This is a genomic window from Stenotrophomonas sp. YJH_SMC_46, assembly GCF_059370315.1.
The window spans coordinates 474,794-494,026 of record NZ_JCAFTO010000001.1 but is presented as its reverse complement, the minus strand read 5'-3'; the positions used below and the strand labels follow the sequence as shown (position 1 = coordinate 494,026).

Below are 19,233 nucleotides of genomic sequence, written 5' to 3'. Positions count from 1 at the left end.
GGGTCCCGCGCGCAGACCGGCCCGCCCTTCGGCCTGCGGGACGTTGCCCGGCAACCCCTGCGCGGCATGAACGCTGCACCCTTCGGCGGCACTTTCCCTGGACCGATTGCCTTGGCAACGGAATTACGCCTGCCGATGAAAACGTTTACAAAACCGCTTGCACTGTCTCTGGCCCTGTCTGCCGCACTGGCCGCTCCGGCCTGGGCCGACCCCGCCGCGTTCACTGTGCTGACCCTGGAACAGGCGCCCAACGCCGAGGCGATGCCGGCCCTGGCGGCGCAACTGAAGAGCCTGAAGGTGGACGCGGTGAGCGTGCGCCAGGTGCAGCGCGGCATCGGCCAGGTCGATCCGCTGCAGGTGCTGGCCGACGGCCTGGGCTATGAATACCGCTTCGTTGCCGCCGGCAAGGACGACGGCCAGACCCAGCGCGGCCAGGCCGTGCTGACCCGGCTGCCGATCGCCGCCGAATCCGGCCCCGACCAGTCAGGCCTGAACTACCTGCGCTTGGACGATGGCCGCCATACCGTGGCGGTCTATACCGATGCCGGTGCAGGTGCGGTGCAGCTGCCGGCGCTGGTCACCCGTTCGCGGTTGGGCGCCCCGGCGGTGCTGCTCGGCGCAGTGGCCGGTGAATCGGCCAAGGCCGCAGGCTTCGATCCGGCGCGTGTGGCGCTGGAAGCCGATGCCAGCTATTTCAGCGACGGCTTCCAGGCCGCCAGCAGCGCACCGTTCAAGATGGAGGGCAGCACCCTGCGCGCCACCCTGCTGACCCTGGCCTATGCCCCCGACAAGCACGGCGAAAAGCCATGGATGGACACCGCCCTCAACGCCGATGCGCGCGCTGCGCTGCTGCTGAAGGCGATGACCGAGGATGAGAAGTTCCAGATGCTGCACAGCTACTTCGGGCTGGGCAAAGACGGTGGCCCGCTGCCGGAAGGTGCGGTCGGTTCGGCCGGCTTCGTGCCGGGCGTACCGCGGCTGGGCATCCCGTCGCAGCAGTCGGCCGATGCCGGTGTCGGCGTGACCAATCCGGGCGGCATCCGCCCGGGCGATTTCGCCACCGCAATGCCGTCCGGCCCATCCACCGCCTCCAGCTGGAACCGCGAAGTCGCCTTCGCCGGCGGCGCGACCATGGGCCGCGAGGCATGGCAGCAGCGCTTCAACATCCTGCTGTCGGGCAGCGTCAACCTGCAGCGCGACCCACGCAACGGCCGCAACTTCGAATATGCCGGTGAGGATCCGCTGCTGGCCGGCTCGATGGTTGGCGCGCTGATCCAGGGCGTGCAGAGCCAGCACGTGATCTCCTCGATGAAGCACTTCGCGCTGAACGACATGGAGACCCGGCGCAACTTCCACGACGTGCGCATCGGCGAACAGGCCATGCACGAGTCGGACCTGCTGGCCTTCGAGATCGCGCTCGAAGCCGGCCGCCCGGGCGTGGCGATGTGCTCGTACAACAAGATCAATGGTACCTACGGCTGCGAGAACGGCTACCTGATGAACCAGGTGCTGAAGCAGGAATGGAAGTTCCCCGGCTTCGTGATGTCCGACTGGGGCGGCGTGCACAGCGGCTCGAAGGCGGCGCTGGCCGGCCTGGACCAGCAGTCGGCCGGTGAAGTGTTCGACGCGGCGGTGTTCTTCGATGAGCCGCTGCGCCTGGCCGTGCATGGCGGCGTGGTGCCGCAGGCGCGCCTGAATGACATGGTCGCGCGCATCCTGCGCACCATGTTCCTGCATGGCAACTTCGACAACCCGCCGCAGCACCAGAAGGTGGATGCCGAGGCCGGCTTCGCCGTCGCCCAGCGCACGGTGGAAGAGGGCAGCGTGCTGCTGCGCAATGAAGGCAACCTGCTGCCGCTGGCCGACACGGTGAAGCGCATCGTCATCATTGGCGGCCATGCCGACAAGGGCGTGATCGGTGGTGGTGGTTCGTCGATGGTGGGCGTGACCGCCAAGGGCACCAATGCGGTGCCGGGCGTGCTGCCGACCACCTGGCCGGGCCCGGTGATCTTCCACCCGTCCTCGCCGCTGGAATCGCTGCGCGCAGCGCGTCCGGACGCGACCATCGAGTACGTGGACGGCACCAACGTCGCCGCCGCGGCCAAGGCAGCCGCGCAGGCGGATGTGGCCATCGTGTTCGCCACCCAGTGGGCCGCCGAATCGGTGGATCTGCCGGACATGCAGCTGCCGGACAACCAGGACGCGCTGATCTCGGCGGTGGCCAAGGCCAACCCGAAGACCGTGCTGGTGCTGGAAACCAATGGCCCGGTGCGCACGCCATGGCTGGCACAGGTGCCGGCGATGCTGCAGGCCTGGTACCCGGGCATCCGCGGTGGCGAAGGCATTGCCGCGCTGTTGACCGGCCAGGTCAATCCGTCCGGCCGCCTGCCGGTGACCTGGGTGGTGGACGAATCGCAGCTGCCGCGCCCGCACATCGACGGCCTCGGCTTCAAGCCGGCCAAGCCGTTCGGTGATGTGTTCGATTTCGATATCGAAGGTGCCAACGTCGGTTACAAGTGGATGGCGGCCAAGGGCCTGAAGCCCACCTTCGCGTTCGGTCATGGCCTGTCCTACACCTCGTTCGCCTATGAAAACCTCAAGGTGAGTGTGGAAGGCTCGCGCCTGGTCGCCAGCGTGGACATTCGCAACACCGGCAAGCGCGCCGGTGCCGACGTGGCCCAGCTGTACCTGAAGCTGCCGGCCGGCAGCACCACGCCGATCCGCCTGATCGGCTATGACAAGGTGACCCTGCAGCCGGGCGAACAGCGCCGCATCCGCATCGAAGCCGAGCCGAAGACGCTGGCGCACTACGATGCGCAGGCCCGCCAGTGGAAGATCGACGGCGGCACCTACCAGGTGCAGCTGTCGCGCAATGCGGCCGAGCCGCTGCAGAGCGTGGACGTGCAGCTGGTGGAGCAGGTGCTGCGCTGATGCCTTGAAGACACGGCCCCGGAAGGGGCCGTGTTTGTTTGTGGGGTACCGCTGCGCTCGCCGGGCGTGGCCCGGCGTTACCAGGGCTGTGGTGATGGGGTAGCGCCGGGCCATGCCCGGCGAGCGCGGAAGTCACACAGGCGCGCTGCCAAACCACCCGCGCAGGAAATCGATCAGCTGCCGCACCTTCGGCGAGGGCTGCGTGCTGTGCGGGTAGACCGCGTACACGCTCTGCTGCGGGAAGCGGTGCTGGCGCAGCACCGGGCGCAGCCGGTCCTGGGCCAGGTCGTCCTCGATCAGCCAGCGTGGCAGCACGGTGACCCCGGCGCCTGCCAGGGCGAACGCGCGCAGGCTGCTGGCACCATCCACGCGTACCACCGCGTTGCCCGGGTTGGTGGCAAACAGGGCGCCGCTGCCATCAGGCGCGATCACCGGCACGTCGGCCAGGCGCGGGTAACCGAGGCGGGGCAGGGCGCCCAGCTGCACGGGGTCGTCGGCAGCATCGGCAGAGGGCAGGCGTGCCAGTAGGGACGGAGCCGCCACGGGGCACAGTGGATGGCGTTCCAGTTCGCTGGCGTGCAGGCCCGAATCCGGCAGGCGGCCAAGACGGATTGCCAGGTCGAACCGCTCGGGAATCAGGTCGGCCGGTGCCGGTGAGGTCGACAGGTGCAGCTGCAGGGCCGGGTGCCGCGCACGAAACGCCTCCAACGCAGCAATCAAGCGTAGCTGGGCGTACTCCGGCGTGGTGGTCAGGCGCAGCACACCCTGCAGTTGGTGCTGGTCGCGGCGCGCGGCATCGATGGCTGCCTGTGCGGCATCCAGTGCCTGCACGCAGTTTTGCAGGAACTGTTCGCCGGCCTCGGTCAGGGCCAGGTGGCGGGTACTGCGCAACAGCAGGGTCACGCCCAGCTCCTGCTCCAGCCGCTTCAGGTTGAAGCTGACCACCGCGCGGCTGAGGCCGAGGCGATCAGCCGCAGCGGTCAGGCTGCCGGCCTCGACCACGGCGCGGAAGATATCGAAGCGATCGAGGCTGACCATGGCAATTCATTGTCAAAGTGGATTTGACAGTGTTGCAGTTGCTGTCGTGTTTTTCCAACAAGGCCCGCACGGCATGCTGGCCGCTTCCCTGTTGGAGCGCCGCCGATGCCGTCTCCCCGCCTGCGCCATGAGGCGATCTTCCTGCTGGTGTTCGCTCTGGATCTGGTCAACATGTTCATCGCCACGGTGGCCTATCCGGTATTGGCAGCGGAGCTGCACGCCGATATCAGCACCCTGGCCTGGGTGGGCACCGCCTACATGCTGGGCCTGAGCGTGGTGATCCCGCTGGCGCCCTGGCTGGCCGCGCGCTGTGGTGAGCGTCGCCTGCTGCTGGTGGCGTTGCTGCTGTTCGCGGTTGCCGCTGCGCTGGCCGGCGCAGCAGCGGGTATTGGCTGGCTGCTGGGCTGGCGCCTGCTGCAGGGCCTGGCCGGTGGCCTGCTGATTCCGGTGGCACAGGCAGCAGCGTACCGGCAGTGCACGCCCGACCAGCGTGGCGCGCTGACCCGCCGCATCCTGCTGGTTGCGCTGCTGGTACCAGCACTGGCGCCCGCGCTCGGTGGGCTGCTGGTGCAGTGGTTGTCCTGGCGCGGCGTGCTCTGGGCCAGCCTGCCGCTGGCCGTGGTGGCGATTGGACTGGTGCTGGCGTGGATGCCGGCCGATGGCGCGCGCAGTGCGCCGCGCCTGCAGGCCTATGCGCTGTCCACCGCGATGCTGGCGCTGGGCGCGCTGCTGCTGGCGTTGACCTGGCTGGGTGAACCCGGCCATCGGGCCGCCGGTGCCGTACTGCTGTTGATCGCAATGCTGTTGGCGGCGGCCCACCTGCGGTATGCACGGCAGCAGGCGCAGCCCCTGCTGCGCTGGTCGCTGCTGTCCCATCGGGGCCTGCGCCTGGCGATGCTGGTCTATCTGGCAGTGCCCGGTGTGTTCATCGGCAGCCAGCTGGTCAGTACCCTGCAGCTGCACCAGGCCGGTTACAGCGCGGCACGCATCGGCGCGTTGATGCTGCCCTGGGCGCTGGCCTCGGCCGTGGCGATTACTGCCAGCAAACGCCTGCTGGCCCGTTTCGGCCCGGCCACGGTACTACGCGTGGGCATGCTGCTTCAGGCCAGCGGCCTGCTGTTGATGGCGCTGCTGCCACAGCCGGCCTTCGCGTTGGCCGGGCTGCTGTTCGCGCTGATGGGCGCCGGCGGCAGCCTGTGCAGCAGCACCGCGCAGACGCTGGCTTTCCACGGCGTGGAGGGTGAAGCGCTGGGCGATGCCAGTGCCCTTTGGAACCTCAACCGTCAGCTCAGTTTCTGCCTGGGTACTGCCGCCATTGCGCTGTTGCTGGCGCTGGCCATGCAGTGGCTGCCAGCACGCGCCACCAGCGTAGCTCTGGGTCTGGCCGCCGCAATGACGCTGTTGCCGATGGCGTTGCTGCGTCGGCCGCAGAGGATCACCCTTTCGCAACCGGAGAACACTTGATGGCTACGACCGCAGAACATGAAATCCACCACCTGCACGACAAACTGCAGGCCTGGTTCCGGGCCGAGGTGGCTGCGGATGCGCTGGATGATCTGATGGCGCATTTCTGCGCGGACTTCAGCATGGTCGGCATCGCGGGTCGCAGGCTGGACCGTAATGCCGTGCAGGCACTGTTCGCGGGTGGCCATGGCGCGCGGCCGGGGCTGCAGATTTCCATCGAAGCCGTGCAGGCGGTGGATGCTATATCACCGCTGGCGGTGCTGCGCTATCGCGAAGGTCATTCGATCGACGGTGGCGCATCCGCATGGCGGGAGTCGCTGGCGATACTGAGGCAAGAACAGGGGCGCTGGTGCTGGCTGGCGCTGCATGAGGTAACGGCAGATTGATCGGTGGTGCCGGCCGTTGGCCGGCAACCGTCGTAACGCGCCGCAGGATCATGAAGTTGCCGGCCAGCGGCCGGCACTACCTGTCGTCGGCAAACGTAGCGGCACATGTGCCATCAGTCCTACCCGCATCCACCGCAGAATGCAAAGCCTGCACACACTTCACGGCCCGGGGCAGGAGTAGGCTTGAGGCTTTCCTGCCGGGAGGGGTTGTCCATGCGTGTGCGTGCCGTCGCTGTAGCCATTGCCCTTTGCCTGTCCAGCACCGTGCTGGCCGCCGATACCCCGCCGATGACCCCGGACATCAGCGGCAAGCCCTTCGTTGCCCCTGATGTCGGTCGTGACTACGACAAGCGCGTGGTGATGGTGCCGATGCGTGACGGCACCAAGCTGTATACGGTGATCGTGGTGCCCAAGGGCGCCCGCAACGCGCCGATCCTGCTGACCCGCACACCTTACGATGCCGCTGGCCGCGCCAGCCGCAGTCATTCGCCACGCATGCGCGATCTGCTGCCGCAGGGCGACGAGGTGTTCGTCGACGGCGGTTACATCCGCGTGTTCCAGGACATCCGCGGCAAGTACGGCTCCGAAGGCGATTACGTGATGACCCGGCCGCTGCGCGGGCCGTTGAACAACACCAAGGTGGACCACTCCACCGATGCTTGGGACACCATCGACTGGCTGGTGAAGAACGTACCGGAGAGCAATGGCAAGGTCGGCATGCTCGGCTCGTCGTACGAGGGCTTCACCGTGGTGATGGCGCTGACCGACCCGCATCCGGCACTGAAGGTGGCTGCGCCGCAGAGCCCGATGGTCGATGGCTGGATGGGCGACGACTGGCTCAACTACGGTGCGTTCCGCCAGGTCAACTTCAACTATTTCGCGATGCAGACCGAGAAGCGCGGCAAGGGCACGCCGCTGCCCAGCCTCGGCTACGACGACTACAGCACCTTCCTGCGCATCGGTTCGGCCGGCGACTACGCGCGCTTCACCGGTGTGGACCAGCTGACCTGGTGGAAGAAGCTGGTCGAGCATCCGGCCTACGACGGCTTCTGGCAGGGCCAGGCGCTGGACGCGGTGATGGCAAAGACACCGCTGAAGGTGCCGACCATGTGGCTGCAGGGCCTGTGGGACCAGGAGGACATGTGGGGTGCCAACCACGCCTACCAGGCGATGGAAGGACGCGATAGCGGCAACCACCGCAATTACCTAGTGATGGGCCCGTGGCGACACAGCCAGGTGAACTACAGCGGCAGCGAACTGGGTGCGCTGAAGTTCGACGGCGATACCGCGCTGCAGTTCCGCCGCGACGTGCTCAAGCCCTTCTTCGACCAGTACCTGGTGGATGGCGCGCCGAAGGCCGATACGCCACCGGTGCTGATCTACAACACCGGTGAGAACCACTGGGATCGCCTGAAGGGTTGGCCGCGCAGCTGCGACAAGGGCTGTGCCGCCAGCAGCAAGCCGCTGTTCCTGCGCGCCGGCGGCAAGCTGGCGTTCCAGGCACCGGCGGCGGGCGAGGGCGACTTCGAGGAATACGTGTCCGACCCGGCCAAGCCGGTGCCGTTCGTGCCGCGCCCGATCCGCTTCGGCGACCGCGACATGTGGACCACCTGGCTGGTCAAGGACCAGCGCTTCGTCGATGGGCGCCCGGACGTGTTGACCTTCATCACCGAACCGCTGACCGCGCCGCTGCGCATCGGCGGCGCGCCGGTGGTTCACCTGCAGGCTTCGACCAGTGGCACCGACAGCGACTGGGTGGTGAAGCTGATCGACGTGTATCCGGACCAGGAAGCGTCCACGCCGGAGATGGGGGGCTACCAGTTGCCGGTGTCGCTGGCGATCTTCCGTGGCCGCTACCGCGAGAGCTTCACCGATCCGAAGCCTCTGACCGCCAACCAGGTGCTGCCGTATCGCTTCGATCTGCCCAACGCAAACCACACGTTCCAGAAGGGCCACCGGGTGATGGTGCAGGTGCAGTCCAGCCTGTTCCCGCTGTATGACCGCAACCCGCAGACTTACGTGCCGAATATTTACCTGGCCAGGCCGGGCGATTACCAGAAGGCCACGCAGCGGGTCTGGCACAGCGCGGCACAGGCGAGCTACATCGATCTGCCGGTGTATTGAAGCGGCCAGGGTGACGCCGGGCATGGCCCGGCGCTACCCAGGGATGTGCGGTGTCGGTAGCGCCGGGCCATGCCCGGCGGCGTTGGTAGTGCCGGCCGCTGGCCGGCATCCGCGATGGCGCAGGAGCGTGTCGACCAAGGTCGACACCTGCCAGGGCCCGGGCCTTCAGTCCACCTTCGATGGGCCCGTGCGCCAGCGGCTGGGCACCAGTCCGAAACGCTTGCGGAACGCCGCAGCGAAGTTACTGGGATGGCGGTAACCACAGGCCGCAGCGGCCTGTTCAACTGTCCAGCCGTCCTCGCGCAGGCCCTGTTCGGCGTGGCGCATGCGCTGTTCGTGCAGATAGTCGAACACCGAGCTTCCATACTGCTGTGCGAAGTGGCGGCGCAGCGAACTGGGACTCATGCAGGCCAGCTGGGCCAGTTCGATCAGGCTGTGGGCATGGCTGGGGTCGTCATGCAGGTAGGCACGCACGCGCTCCAGCCGCTCGCGCTGGCCGGCGCGCAGTGTGCGGACATGCTCGGTCTGCATATCCTCGGCCTGGAGGCCGACGGCCAACACCTGCAGGGCCACGCCTTCGCGCCACAGCGCATCGATGTCGTCCTGCCAGGGACTGTCGAACAATTGGGCGAGCGTTGGCAGCAAGGCATGCGGAATGGCCCAGTGGCGGCACTGCAGAGGGGAATGAAGGACCCGTTGCAGTGCCGGCAGGCGCAGCATGTCCACGTCCAGGTCGGCCGGTACGCTCAAGCTGACCCCGCGCAGGTGGCTGCCACCAGGATGCAGACCGGCCATGGAAACAGGTTCATGGTGACTTGTGGTCATGCCTGTGCCGGCGCGCAGCGTGAACCCCTTGCGACGAGGAAACTGGACATCCACTTCGCCCTGCAGCATCAGGCGGATGGTCAGGCCGGCACCGTGCACAGCGGTGGCCGTGTAGGTGAACCGGTTGTGCACGTCCGAGGCGATCAGGCCCAGGCCACCGCGCAGTGACTGCTCGTGGACGTCGCCACGCCCTGCCCATTGGTCGTCGCGCAGTTCACTCCCTTCGATCCGGTAGTCGTAGCCATGGCGTTCGCCGAAGTGGCGGTAATCAGCAAAAGTGAAATATCGGGACATCGCTCTGCGCAAACACAGGTTGAATTGGATGTGTCGAAGAAACTGGAAGTGTTTCCCATTGTCGCCGCGATTCGCGCGCTTTTGACCTCAATAAGGTCAAAACGATTGGCGATTACGGCCAAAGTGAAAATGCCGCCGAACATACGCCGGCGTTTTGCATGCATATCCGTACGTAATTCCATACATAAACTTCAGTTGAGGTCTTATGGCTGGAACGATCACCTGAAGATGCGATGTCAGCCTGGCCGTCACGGGCGCGCGCGTAGGGTGGGGCGGTTGGCTGTTGCAGGCCACTTCGATACCCCCACTGATGGAGAACGCAGATGATTGACTACCAGCTCACCGGCAAGACCGCGATCGTGACCGGCGGCGTGTCCGGTATAGGCCTGGCTGTGGCGCAGACCCTGGCGGCGTCCGGCGCGCGGATCTCGGTCTGGGATCTGAAGCAGGATGCGGTCGATGCCACCGTGGCGCAGTTGCGGGATGCGGGTGCACAGGCCATCGGCATCGCGCTGGACGTCACCGACGACGCGGCGGTGGAGGCAGCGGTGCAGCGCACGATCAAGGAACTCGACGGCCTGCACGTGGCGGTCAACAACGCCGGCATCAGCGGGCCGGCCGCCGCCAGCGGTGACTATCCTATCGATGGCTGGCAGCGCGTGATCGATGTCAACCTCACCAGCGTGTTCCTGTGCCAGCGTGCGCAGATCCAGGCCATGCGCGCGGCCGGCACGGGCGGCAGCATCATCAACATGGCCTCGATCCTGGGCCAAGTGGGCTATGCCGGTTCCACTGCGTACGTGGCGGCCAAGCACGGCGTGGTCGGGCTGACCCAGACCGCAGCGTGGGAACATGCGGCTGACGGCATCCGTGTCAACGCAGTGGGGCCGGGCTTCATCAGCACACCGCTGCTGGAGAAGATGGACCCGAAGGTGCGCGCCACGCTGGAAGGGCGGCACGCGTTGAAGCGGCTGGGTACGCCGCAGGAAGTGGCCGCGTTGGTAGCCTGGCTGGCCAGCGACGATGCCTCGTTCGCGACCGGCACGTACTACGCCATCGATGGTGGCTACCTCGCGCAGTGATGCGCTGAACGCGGGTTACGGGGTAGCCGGGCATCGCCCGGCGCTACCGGGTGAACGCACTGTGGGGTGGCCTTCACCTCTATGCCACGCATTCCACGCGACGCTCAGGGAAATTCCCGGAGCCTGCCCATGGAACTTACCCAGGATGTCTCGATCCTGCTGCGCGTAGCCGCAGCGATGCTGTTCGGCGGTGTGCTCGGTGTCGAGCGGGAAATGGGCAAGCACGCCGCCGGCCTGCGAACGCACATGTTGATCGCCGGGGCCGCCGCGTTGATCGTCGGTCTCGGAGACTCGGTGGCCGAACATTTCCAGCAGGAGCGTTACCGCGACCTGTTGCAGGTCGATCCGGTACGCCTGATTGAAGCGGTGGTGGCCTGCGTCGGCTTCGTGGCCGCCGGCACCATCCTGCGCGGCTCACGCGAGGACCAGGTCAGCGGCCTGACCACGGCCAGCTCGTTGATCATGGCGGCGGCCATCGGGATTGCGGTGGGGATCAGCAAGTACGTGATCGCCATCGGCGTGAGCGTGCTGTGCGTGCTGGTGCTGGCGGTGATGCGGCGGTTGGAGAAGCGGATTTCGTAGGGAAGGTCGCGTTGCCTACCATGAAGTTTGTAATGGTCGGACCAATATGACGGCTAGCCTTATGGTCTAATAGGCTCGTCGTCGGAGTGGCGGTTAAATCTGCTACAAGTGGTCTGATCGAATCATCAATGGTAATACCAATGATCGACGGCCACGGCGACCCACCGCTTGCGGTGGGCTCCTGCGTTCCCAGTCGAGAATCTTCATGCAGCCCTGGCAACACCTGTACGACCCCGCCGGCAACCTGTGGTTGTCGAGCCTGATCGCGCTGCTGCCGATCGCGTTCTTCTTCGTTGCCCTGGCCGTGCTGCGCATGAAGGGCTGGCTGGCCGGCACGATCACCGTGGCCATCGCACTCGGCGTGGCCCTGCTGTTCTACCGCATGCCGGTGCCGCAGGCGCTGGGCGCGGCCGGCTTCGGTTTCGTCTACGGCCTGTGGCCCATCGCGTGGATCATCATCGGTGCGGTGTTCCTCTACAAAGTTTCGGTCAAGACCGGGCAGTTCGACATCATCCGCGCCTCGATCCTGTCCGTGACTGAAGACCAGCGCCTGCAGATGCTGATGGTCGGTTTCGCGTTTGGTGCCTTTCTGGAAGGCGCGGCCGGCTTCGGTGCGCCGGTGGCGATCACCGCAGCGCTGCTGGTCGGGCTGGGCTTCAAGCCGCTGTATGCCGCCGGCCTGTGCCTGATCGTCAACACTGCGCCGGTAGCGTTCGGCGCGATGGGCATTCCGATCATCGTGGCAGGGCAGGTCACCGGCCTGGACGCATTCGAGATCGGCCAGATGGCCGGCCGCCAGCTGCCGTTCCTGACCATCATCGTGCTGTTCTGGATCATGGCGATCATGGATGGCTGGCGCGGCATCAGGGAAACGTGGCCGGCGGTGCTGGTTGCGGGGGGCTCGTTCGCCATCGCGCAGTACCTGACCTCCAACTTCATCGGCCCGGAACTGCCGGACATCACCGCGTCGCTGGCGTCGCTGGTGTGCCTGACCCTGTTCCTGCGCCGCTGGAAGCCGGTGCGGATCTTCCGCTTCGATACCGAAACCAGCGCCGAGGCGGCCGCACAGGCACTGGAAGCGCCCCGCTACAGCGTTGGCCAGATCGCCAGGGCGTGGTCGCCGTTCCTGATCCTCACCGCGATGGTCACGCTGTGGAGCATCAAGCCGTTCAAGTCGCTGTTCGCGGCGGGTGGCCCGCTGGAAAGCTGGGTGCTCAAGATCCCGGTGCCGGGCCTGGACCAGATGGTGCAGAAGATGCCGCCGATCGTGGATGCACCGTTGAGCTACGAAGCCGTCTACAGGTTCGACTGGTTCTCGGCCACCGGTACCTCGATCATCCTCGCTGCGGTGATCGCGATCATCGCGCTGCGCATGCCGGCCCGTTCGGCGCTGCGCACCTTCGGCGAAACCGTGCGTGAGCTGCGCATGCCGATCTACTCGATCGGCATGGTGCTCGCCTTCGCCTTCATCGCCAACTATTCGGGCCTGTCGGCGACGCTGGCGCTGGCATTGGCGCATACCGGCGACGCGTTCCCGTTCTTCTCACCGTTTCTGGGCTGGCTGGGCGTGTTCCTGACCGGCTCGGACACCTCGTCCAATGCCTTGTTCTCGGCACTGCAGGCCACCACCGCACAGCAGATCGGCGTGTCCGACGTGCTGCTGGTAGCGGCCAACACCACCGGTGGTGTCACCGGCAAGATGATCTCGCCGCAGTCGATCGCCATTGCCTGCGCGGCGGTCGGCCTGGCCGGCAAGGAATCGGACCTGTTCCGCTTCACGGTCAAGCACAGCCTGATCTTCACCACGATGGTCGGCCTGATCACCCTGGCCCAGGCTTACTGGCTGACCTGGATGATTCCCTGAGGCATGCGCGGCTGGCCAACCACCCGCTGCGCGCTTCGGGCCACAATGGCGCCATGAGCACGCAACGTATTTCGGACAAGGTGGCTGCGCAGCTGCGCGGCCTGGTGCAGGAACAACAGCTGCGGCCGGGCGACCGGCTGCCGGCCGAGCGCACCCTGGCGGTGCAGCTGGGGGTCTCGCGTACCGCGCTGCGCGAGGCCATCGCGCAGCTTGCCAGCCAGGGTCTGTTGACCGCACGGGTCGGTGGCGGCACCTACGTGGCCGAGCCTGCGGCACGCGCGCGGCAGGCGCTGGATGAACCGCTGGCGCCGTACCTGCCGCTGTTCCAGGGCGACCCGGAATACCGCTTCGACGTGCTGGAGATCCGCCACGCGCTGGAAGGTGCCACCGCCTGGCATGCGGCGCTGCGGGCCACCGACGAGGACCGCGCGCGCATCGCACAGGCCTTCCAGACCATGATGGATGCGCACGGCAAGGACGACCCCACCGGCGAGGCAGAGGCCGACGCGGCCTTCCACCTGTCCATCGCCGAGGCCTCGCACAACCTGGTGCTGCTGCAGGTGATGCGCGGACTGTTCGAACTGCTGCAGACCAACATCTCGCAGAGCCGCGAAAAGCTCTACACCTCGGCGAGGACCTTCTCGCCGCTGTCCGACCAGCACCGCGAGATGATGGACGCGGTGCTGGCGGGCGACCCCGAACGCGCGCGCGCCGCCGCGCATGCCCACCTCGAATTCGTGCACACCACGCTGCGCACCCTCGATGACAACGAAGCCCGGCGTGCGCGGGCCTCGCGCCTGCCTTCCCCACACGGTTGACCCCATGATCATCTCCGCCTCCACCGATTACCGTGCCGCAGCGCAACGCCGGCTGCCGCCGTTCCTGTTCCACTACATCGATGGCGGCGCGTATGCCGAGCACACGCTGAAGCGCAACGTTTCCGACCTGTCCGACATCGCGCTGCGCCAGCGCATCCTGCGCAACATGTCCGACCTGAGCTTGGAAACCGAGCTGTTCGGCGAAAGACTGGCGATGCCGGTGGCGCTGGCGCCGGTCGGCCTGACCGGCATGTATGCCCGGCGCGGCGAGGTACAGGCGGCGCGCGCGGCCGACAGCCGCGGCATCCCGTTCACCCTGTCCACGGTGTCGGTGTGCCCGATCGAGGAAGTGGCACCGGCCATCCAGCGGCCGATGTGGTTCCAGCTGTACGTGCTGCGCGACCGTGGCTTCATGCGCAACGCGCTGGAGCGGGCGCAGGCCGCCGGCGTGACCACGCTGGTGTTCACCGTGGACATGCCGGTGCCGGGCGCGCGCTACCGCGATGCACACTCGGGCATGAGCGGCCCGAATGCCTCGCTGCGCCGTATCGGCCAGGCCATCACCCATCCGCACTGGGCGTGGGACGTGGGCCTGTTCGGCCGCCCGCATGACCTCGGCAACATCTCCACCTACCGCGGCAACCCGACCGGGCTGGAGGATTACATCGGCTGGTTGGGCAGCAACTTCGATCCCTCCATTTCGTGGAAGGACCTGGAGTGGATCCGCGAATTCTGGAAGGGCCCGATGGTGATCAAGGGCATCCTCGACCCGGATGACGCGCGTGATGCGGTGAAGTTCGGTGCGGATGGCATCGTGGTCTCCAATCACGGTGGCCGCCAGCTGGACGGCGTGCTGTCCACCGCACGTGCGTTGCCGGCCATCGCCGATGCGGTGCAGGGCGACCTGAAGATTCTCGCCGATTCGGGCATCCGTACCGGCCTGGACGTGGTGCGCATGCTGGCGCTGGGTGCTGACACCGTGCTGCTGGGTCGCGCCTTCGTCTATGCGCTGGCTGCGCAGGGCGAAGCCGGGGTGGCCAACCTGCTGGACCTGATCGCCAAGGAAATGCGCGTGGCGATGACGCTGACCGGCGCGCGCCGCATCGCCGACATCGGCCGCGATTCGCTGGCCAGCCTGCCATGAGTGGCCACGATGCGGTGCTGGCGCAGTTGCGCGATACGGTCGGCGGTCGCCATGTACTGACCGGTGACAAGGCCACGCGCCGCTTCCGTCGCGGCTACCGCTTCGGCGATGGCCCGGTACTGGCGGTGGTGCGTCCGGGTACCTTGCTGGAACTGTGGCACGTGCTGCAGGCAGCGGTGCAGGGCGGCGCGGCGATCATCCTGCAGGCGGCCAACACCGGCCTGACCGGCGGCTCGACCCCGGACGGCGATGACTATGGCCGGCCGATCGTGCTGGTCAGCACGCTGCGCCTGACCGGCATCCAGTTGTTGAACGAAGGCCGCCAGGTGCTGTGCCTGCCCGGCGCCACGCTGGACCGCCTGGAGCAGACGCTGGCCCCGCTGGGTCGCGAACCGCATTCGGTGATCGGCTCGTCCTGCATCGGTGCCTCGGTGCTGGGCGGCATCTGCAACAACTCCGGCGGTGCGCTGGTGCGCCGTGGCCCGGCCTACACCGAGCTGGCGCTGTATGCGCAGGTCGATGCGCAGGGCCAGCTGCAGCTGGTCAATCATCTGGGCATCGCGCTGGGTGATACGCCCGAGCAGATCCTGCAGCGCCTGCAGGCCGGTGACTACACGGCCGCCGACGTGGGCGATGGCGACGGCCGTGCGGCTTCCGACCCACGCTATGCCGAGGAAGTGCGCAAGGTCGACGCCGATACCCCGGCACGCTTCAATGCCGACCCCAGCCGCCACTTCGAGGCAGCGGGATCTGCCGGCAAGCTGGCGGTGTTCGCGGTGCGCCTGGACACCTTCGAAAAAGAGGCTGCGGAGGTCTTCTATATAGGCAGCAACCGTACCGACAGCCTCACCGCGATCCGGCGCCAGCTGCTGACTGGCTTCGAGCGCCTGCCGATTGCCGGCGAGTACATCCACCGCGATGCCTATGATATCGGCGAGCGCTACGGCAAGGACAGCTTCCTGCTGATCGACCGCCTTGGCACTTCCCGCGTGCCCGCCGCGTTCGCGTTGAAGAGCCGTGTCGATGGCTGGTTCGAGCGGTTGGGCCTGCGCGGCGTGACCGACAGTGTGATGCAGGTGCTGACGGGCCTGCTGCCCTCGCACCTGCCCAAGCGCATGGGCGAGTTCCGCCAGCGCTACGAGCATCACCTGTTGCTGAAGGTCTCTGCCCAGGACGCTGCGGAAACCGAGGCCTGGCTGCGCAGCTTCTTCGCTGGCCACGAAGGCGGCTATTTCCACTGCACGGCGGAGGAGGGGCGCAAGGCGTTCCTGCATCGCTTCGCGGTGGCCGGTGCCGCAGTGCGTTACCGTGAAGTGCATCGTGACCAGGTGCAGGACATCGTCGCGCTGGACATCGCGCTGCGACGTGACGATGCCGACTGGTTCGAGCAGCTACCGGCGGATATCGACGCGCGCCTGCTGCACAAGCTGTACTACGGCCACTTCCTGTGCCACGTGTTCCACCAGGACTACATCGCGCGCAAAGGTGAAGACCCGATGGCGATCGAGCATGCGATGTGGGCGCTGCTGGACCAGCGTGGCGCCGAGTATCCGGCCGAGCACAATGTCGGCCACCTGTACCCTGCCAAGCCTGCGCTGGCGGGCTTCTACAGGCAGCTGGACCCGAGCAATACGTTCAACCCGGGCATCGGCCAGACCTCGAAGGCCAAGGGGTGGGGTGGCTGCGACTGTAGTGGGCACTAGCGGCGCACCATCTGAAAATTCGGACTTCTTGCATTCCTCACTGATCGGGTTGGCACTAGGCTGAGGTCTTGGCTGGGAGGGATACAGGACCAATGCAGACTGCAGATCAGATATGGGCATTCATCAAAGCGTCGCTTCGCGAGAAGAGTTGTCTGGATGAAATGCAGTTGCGGCCGGGAGCCTCCGAAAGCGAGTTGGTTGAACTGGAGGCTCAGCTTGGAGTCGCTTTGCCAGATCTGCTAAGGCAGTTGCTGATGATTCACGATGGGCAGGATGGGGTCGGGCTTCTGTTCGGGAGTCAAATGCTTTCGTCCATGGAGATCAGGCGGCAGTGGCACGGTTGGCGTGAGATTGAGGCCGACGGCATGAACGAGGACTGCGCGGAGTTCATGAGGTCGAGTCCCGCGGGGGTGGTGAAGCCGATGTACACCAATGCGCGTTGGATACCGCTGACTCACGATGGTGGCGGCAATCACATGGGATTGGATTTCGATCCCGACATTGACGGTGGTGAAGGACAGGTGATTGCCTTTGGTGCGGATGAAGACATCAAGTACCTTCTCGCTCCCACTTTCGCTGAGTTCGCTGAAAAGGCGGTGGAGTGGATCAGTCAGGCAAGCTGGGATGGTGAGAATCTCGAGTCGCCAACTGATGACGGCTTCGCTCCCCCGGCAATTCTACGAAGTGCTGGTGGGGCGTAGTTTGGATTGATGCTCTGATAGAAGAGGGCAGTCGGGTGTCCGTTGAATGGGCTGGCTCGCAGTTTTCCCGATTTTCCTGCGCTACGATCCGGATTCATCAGCAGGAATCTCCTCGATGCCCACCGTTCTCGCCCGCGCCACTCTCTGCACTGCATTGCTGGCGACCCCGCTGCTGGCGCTGGCCCAGTCCGCGATCCTGCCGCAGCAGCGCGATGCCGCCGGCAACGTGATGGAGCCGCTGGGACAGGTGCTGATCGCGAGTGAGACTGGACCGTCGGGGCTTTATGACTGCACGCGGGACGGCAACTGGTGCATGCGCGTGCAACCGGTTGCCGAGGAGGGTGACCGGCCGAGCGTGCTGGAAGTGCTTGAGAAGGTGCAGGGCCGGGGCAAGCCGCACACCTACCACGTCAGCATCGACGTGCCGCAGGAAAGCGAGCTGTCGCTGTGGCCATGGATCGTGCGGCTGGCCCCTGGCGTGGGCAGCGATGAACCGGTGACCGACCCGCAGCAGCGCGCCCGCCAGAATGTGCTGGTGGGTGGCATCGTCAAGTTCAGCACCATGTACTCCGGTGGAGGTGCCGACGCGTCCACGCTGCAGCTGGCACGCGTGCGCCACCTGCAGAACGACATCCAGGTGGACGACGACGTGCTGACCGTGCCATGGCTGGGCAATGCGATGATCCGCGCCTGTTTCAGCGAGCAGGACATCAGGCAGCGCGCCGGTGCCTGCCACGACGAATACGGCTTCTCGGCGAAGCTGGCGCTGGACACGGCTGCCGAGGGTATGCCGGTGCTGCGCTACCAGACCGTGGCGACGCGGTTCCCGGCCGGTGTTTCGCGCTTCGAGGATTCGCTGGCCAAGGGGCCGCTGAAGAAGAAAGACCTGCGCACCGAGCAGGATCCGGCGTGCACCTATACGCGGTTGTTCCACTTCCGCGAGGGCATGTTCCACCCGGACCAGGCGCTGCCGGACTGCGCCGGCTATACCGAACCCTGAAGTGTAGAGTCGAGCCATGCTCGACTCGGGTTCTCGCGTGGCCCGGCCGCAGAGCAGCCGAGCGTGGGCTCGGCTCTACAAAAACTGAGGCGGCGCTTACTCGCAGCGGGTGGCGGTGATGACGTTGTCCTTGTCCACGAACACGCGCAGGCGGTCCTGGCGGATGTCCTTGGTGGTGATGGTGCTGGGGCCGATCGGGTTGACCAGGCCGGCACCACTCTCGCGGGACAGGCGGCGGATGTTGGGCTCATTGGCCGGCTGGCCGATCGCCCAGCCCAGCTGGCTGGCGTCGCAGCGGCCGCTGCCTTTGACTTCCGGGCCAGGGGTGCTGACGCAGGCCGACAGCAGCAGGGCAGAGGCCGGCAGCAACAGGGACAGACGGAATGCGGACATGCGAGCGCTCCTGCGCAGGGGAAGATGACGGGAACGATAGCACCGGGCGTGCGAAAGGCGTCAGCGATCCGGTCATTGCCGGCACAGCGTGGTCATTGCATAGTGGGAGCAATGGCTGGCAGTACGCCAGCAGGCAGGCCGGGCCCTTCCGGCGCAGGTGTTGGGTACGGTATGACGTCAGGCAGTTTCCGCGGCAAGAACAAGACGATGACGGCGCTGGCGCTGGCGCTGTCGCTGTCGCTGTCGTTGCTGGGCGTGGCGTCTGCCGCCTCCGCTGCCGATCCGGAACCTGCGGCGGTCGAAACCCCGGTGTTCGGCGCCTGGCGCAACCTGCAGACCGAAGCGGGCTACGAGCCTGCGCAGCGTAATCTGGCCTTTGCCATGCTGCCGCAGGCGGCGACCCGTGGCGACCGTTTCGCTATCCTCGACCGTGAAGGCAAGCGGACGGTGTGCTGCCTGCAGGTGGCCAGCCCCTCGCTGGGGGTGGCCGCGCTGCGTGAGCAGTACCACCTGCCGCAGGCCTGGGTGACCGACCTGAGCAATGGCCGCAGCCCGGTACGTCCCTATGTGCCGCACGTCTATGCGATGCAACGGGTGGACGAACTGGCCGACTACAGCTTCGCCGACGTGCCGGGCGCCTACAGCGACCTGGGCGGGCTGCTTATTCCCGAAGGTGCCGCGCTGGAGGCCGACGGCAGCGCCGTCCGCCTGGGAGACATTCGCTATCCGCTGCATTTCCAACGCCAGCCGCATGCTGATGACGATGGTGCGCTGGACCGCTACAGCCTGCAGGCGGGCGAGGGCGGGGCACCGATCGTGGTTGAAGTGCCGTTCGGCACCTACTGATTGCAGCAGCGCATTGGCTAGAATGCAGCGCGGCGCTG

At 66.5% G+C, this 19,233-nt stretch carries 16 protein-coding genes; 13 read left to right on the top strand and 3 right to left on the bottom strand.

What is annotated here, in order from left to right:
* The first annotated feature begins 135 nt into the window (after positions 1-135).
* Positions 136-2,931, top strand: coding sequence for a beta-glucosidase family protein (locus tag AC5P8C_RS02250; protein ID WP_019660223.1), 2,796 nt, complete (start codon positions 136-138; stop codon positions 2,929-2,931).
* A 132-nt stretch (positions 2,932-3,063) separates the two neighbouring features.
* Here the strand turns inward: AC5P8C_RS02250 and AC5P8C_RS02245 are convergent, their stop codons facing one another.
* Entirely contained in the window at positions 3,064-3,969 is a 906-nt protein-coding gene (locus AC5P8C_RS02245) for a LysR family transcriptional regulator (protein ID WP_019660222.1), read from the bottom strand.
* Positions 3,970-4,074: 105 nt separating this feature from the next.
* Here AC5P8C_RS02245 and AC5P8C_RS02240 point away from each other — a divergent pair, with 105 nt between their 5' ends.
* The 3 genes from AC5P8C_RS02240 to AC5P8C_RS02230 all read left to right on the top strand — a co-directional run bounded on the left by AC5P8C_RS02240 (position 4,075) and on the right by AC5P8C_RS02230 (position 7,943).
* The gene (locus tag AC5P8C_RS02240) at positions 4,075-5,433 is read left to right on the top strand and encodes an MFS transporter (protein ID WP_019660221.1); all 1,359 of its coding nucleotides are present in this window, start codon (positions 4,075-4,077) and stop codon (positions 5,431-5,433) included.
* A complete protein-coding gene (locus AC5P8C_RS02235) occupies positions 5,433-5,819 on the top strand; it encodes a DUF4440 domain-containing protein (protein WP_233654058.1) in 387 nt (128 codons plus the stop codon). The genes AC5P8C_RS02240 and AC5P8C_RS02235 overlap by 1 nt, the downstream gene beginning before the upstream one ends.
* Before the next feature lie 213 nt (positions 5,820-6,032).
* On the top strand, positions 6,033-7,943 hold the full coding sequence (locus AC5P8C_RS02230; protein WP_495218292.1) for a CocE/NonD family hydrolase: 1,911 nt from the start codon (positions 6,033-6,035) through the stop codon (positions 7,941-7,943).
* A gap of 165 nt (positions 7,944-8,108) precedes the next feature.
* Here the strand turns inward: AC5P8C_RS02230 and AC5P8C_RS02225 are convergent, their stop codons facing one another.
* Entirely contained in the window at positions 8,109-9,062 is a 954-nt protein-coding gene (locus AC5P8C_RS02225; protein WP_058981829.1) for a helix-turn-helix transcriptional regulator, read from the bottom strand.
* Between the two features lie 323 nt (positions 9,063-9,385).
* On the opposite strand from AC5P8C_RS02225, the gene AC5P8C_RS02220 reads away from it, so the two are divergent.
* The 8 genes from AC5P8C_RS02220 to AC5P8C_RS02185 all read left to right on the top strand — a co-directional run bounded on the left by AC5P8C_RS02220 (position 9,386) and on the right by AC5P8C_RS02185 (position 17,956).
* Positions 9,386-10,144 (top strand): SDR family NAD(P)-dependent oxidoreductase, encoded by a 759-nt coding sequence (locus tag AC5P8C_RS02220; protein WP_019660217.1) that lies wholly within the window; start codon positions 9,386-9,388, stop codon positions 10,142-10,144.
* Positions 10,145-10,273: 129 nt separating this feature from the next.
* On the top strand, positions 10,274-10,726 hold the full coding sequence (locus AC5P8C_RS02215) for an MgtC/SapB family protein (protein ID WP_005413774.1): 453 nt from the start codon (positions 10,274-10,276) through the stop codon (positions 10,724-10,726).
* Positions 10,727-10,931: 205 nt separating this feature from the next.
* Positions 10,932-12,590, top strand: coding sequence for an L-lactate permease (gene lldP / locus AC5P8C_RS02210; RefSeq protein ID WP_233654060.1), 1,659 nt, complete (start codon positions 10,932-10,934; stop codon positions 12,588-12,590).
* A 53-nt stretch (positions 12,591-12,643) separates the two neighbouring features.
* A complete protein-coding gene (gene lldR, locus AC5P8C_RS02205; protein WP_005417039.1) occupies positions 12,644-13,408 on the top strand; it encodes a transcriptional regulator LldR in 765 nt (254 codons plus the stop codon).
* Between the two features lie 4 nt (positions 13,409-13,412).
* Positions 13,413-14,552 carry an FMN-dependent L-lactate dehydrogenase LldD gene (gene lldD, locus AC5P8C_RS02200; protein ID WP_021204483.1) on the top strand — a complete coding sequence of 380 codons (1,140 nt, stop codon included), beginning with the start codon at positions 13,413-13,415 and terminating at the stop codon, positions 14,550-14,552.
* Positions 14,549-16,255 (top strand): D-lactate dehydrogenase, encoded by a 1,707-nt coding sequence (gene dld / locus AC5P8C_RS02195; RefSeq protein ID WP_026347049.1) that lies wholly within the window; start codon positions 14,549-14,551, stop codon positions 16,253-16,255. Before lldD ends, dld begins: the two co-directional genes overlap by 4 nt.
* A 92-nt stretch (positions 16,256-16,347) precedes the next feature.
* Positions 16,348-16,956 (top strand): SMI1/KNR4 family protein, encoded by a 609-nt coding sequence (locus AC5P8C_RS02190; protein ID WP_233654061.1) that lies wholly within the window; start codon positions 16,348-16,350, stop codon positions 16,954-16,956.
* A gap of 115 nt (positions 16,957-17,071) precedes the next feature.
* A complete protein-coding gene (locus AC5P8C_RS02185) occupies positions 17,072-17,956 on the top strand; it encodes a hypothetical protein (protein ID WP_233654062.1) in 885 nt (294 codons plus the stop codon).
* 96 nt (positions 17,957-18,052) lie between these two features.
* Here the strand turns inward: AC5P8C_RS02185 and AC5P8C_RS02180 are convergent, their stop codons facing one another.
* Positions 18,053-18,349, bottom strand: a complete 297-nt coding sequence (locus AC5P8C_RS02180) for an I78 family peptidase inhibitor (RefSeq protein ID WP_010485066.1) — start codon at positions 18,347-18,349, stop codon at positions 18,053-18,055.
* Positions 18,350-18,520: 171 nt separating this feature from the next.
* Between AC5P8C_RS02180 and AC5P8C_RS02175 the strand changes: the two genes are divergently transcribed.
* Entirely contained in the window at positions 18,521-19,195 is a 675-nt protein-coding gene (locus AC5P8C_RS02175) for a decarboxylase (protein ID WP_233654063.1), read from the top strand.
* Positions 19,196-19,233: the final 38 nt, after the last annotated feature.

Excerpts from the sequence above, each read along its gene's own strand:
- AC5P8C_RS02185 (WP_233654062.1), top strand. The coding sequence starts at position 17,072 with ATGCCCACCGTTCTCGCCCGCGCCACTCTCTGCACTGCATTGCTGGCG.
- AC5P8C_RS02245 (WP_019660222.1), bottom strand. The coding sequence starts at position 3,969 with ATGGTCAGCCTCGATCGCTTCGATATCTTCCGCGCCGTGGTCGAGGCC.
- dld (WP_026347049.1), top strand. The coding sequence starts at position 14,549 with ATGAGTGGCCACGATGCGGTGCTGGCGCAGTTGCGCGATACGGTCGGC.
- AC5P8C_RS02175 (WP_233654063.1), top strand. The coding sequence starts at position 18,521 with ATGACGTCAGGCAGTTTCCGCGGCAAGAACAAGACGATGACGGCGCTG.
- AC5P8C_RS02180 (WP_010485066.1), bottom strand. The coding sequence starts at position 18,349 with ATGTCCGCATTCCGTCTGTCCCTGTTGCTGCCGGCCTCTGCCCTGCTG.
- AC5P8C_RS02250 (WP_019660223.1), top strand. The coding sequence starts at position 136 with ATGAAAACGTTTACAAAACCGCTTGCACTGTCTCTGGCCCTGTCTGCC.
- AC5P8C_RS02235 (WP_233654058.1), top strand. The coding sequence starts at position 5,433 with ATGGCTACGACCGCAGAACATGAAATCCACCACCTGCACGACAAACTG.
- AC5P8C_RS02225 (WP_058981829.1), bottom strand. The coding sequence starts at position 9,062 with ATGTCCCGATATTTCACTTTTGCTGATTACCGCCACTTCGGCGAACGC.
- AC5P8C_RS02230 (WP_495218292.1), top strand. The coding sequence starts at position 6,033 with ATGCGTGTGCGTGCCGTCGCTGTAGCCATTGCCCTTTGCCTGTCCAGC.
- lldP (WP_233654060.1), top strand. The coding sequence starts at position 10,932 with ATGCAGCCCTGGCAACACCTGTACGACCCCGCCGGCAACCTGTGGTTG.
- AC5P8C_RS02215 (WP_005413774.1), top strand. The coding sequence starts at position 10,274 with ATGGAACTTACCCAGGATGTCTCGATCCTGCTGCGCGTAGCCGCAGCG.
- lldD (WP_021204483.1), top strand. The coding sequence starts at position 13,413 with ATGATCATCTCCGCCTCCACCGATTACCGTGCCGCAGCGCAACGCCGG.
- AC5P8C_RS02220 (WP_019660217.1), top strand. The coding sequence starts at position 9,386 with ATGATTGACTACCAGCTCACCGGCAAGACCGCGATCGTGACCGGCGGC.
- AC5P8C_RS02240 (WP_019660221.1), top strand. The coding sequence starts at position 4,075 with ATGCCGTCTCCCCGCCTGCGCCATGAGGCGATCTTCCTGCTGGTGTTC.
- AC5P8C_RS02190 (WP_233654061.1), top strand. The coding sequence starts at position 16,348 with ATGCAGACTGCAGATCAGATATGGGCATTCATCAAAGCGTCGCTTCGC.
- lldR (WP_005417039.1), top strand. The coding sequence starts at position 12,644 with ATGAGCACGCAACGTATTTCGGACAAGGTGGCTGCGCAGCTGCGCGGC.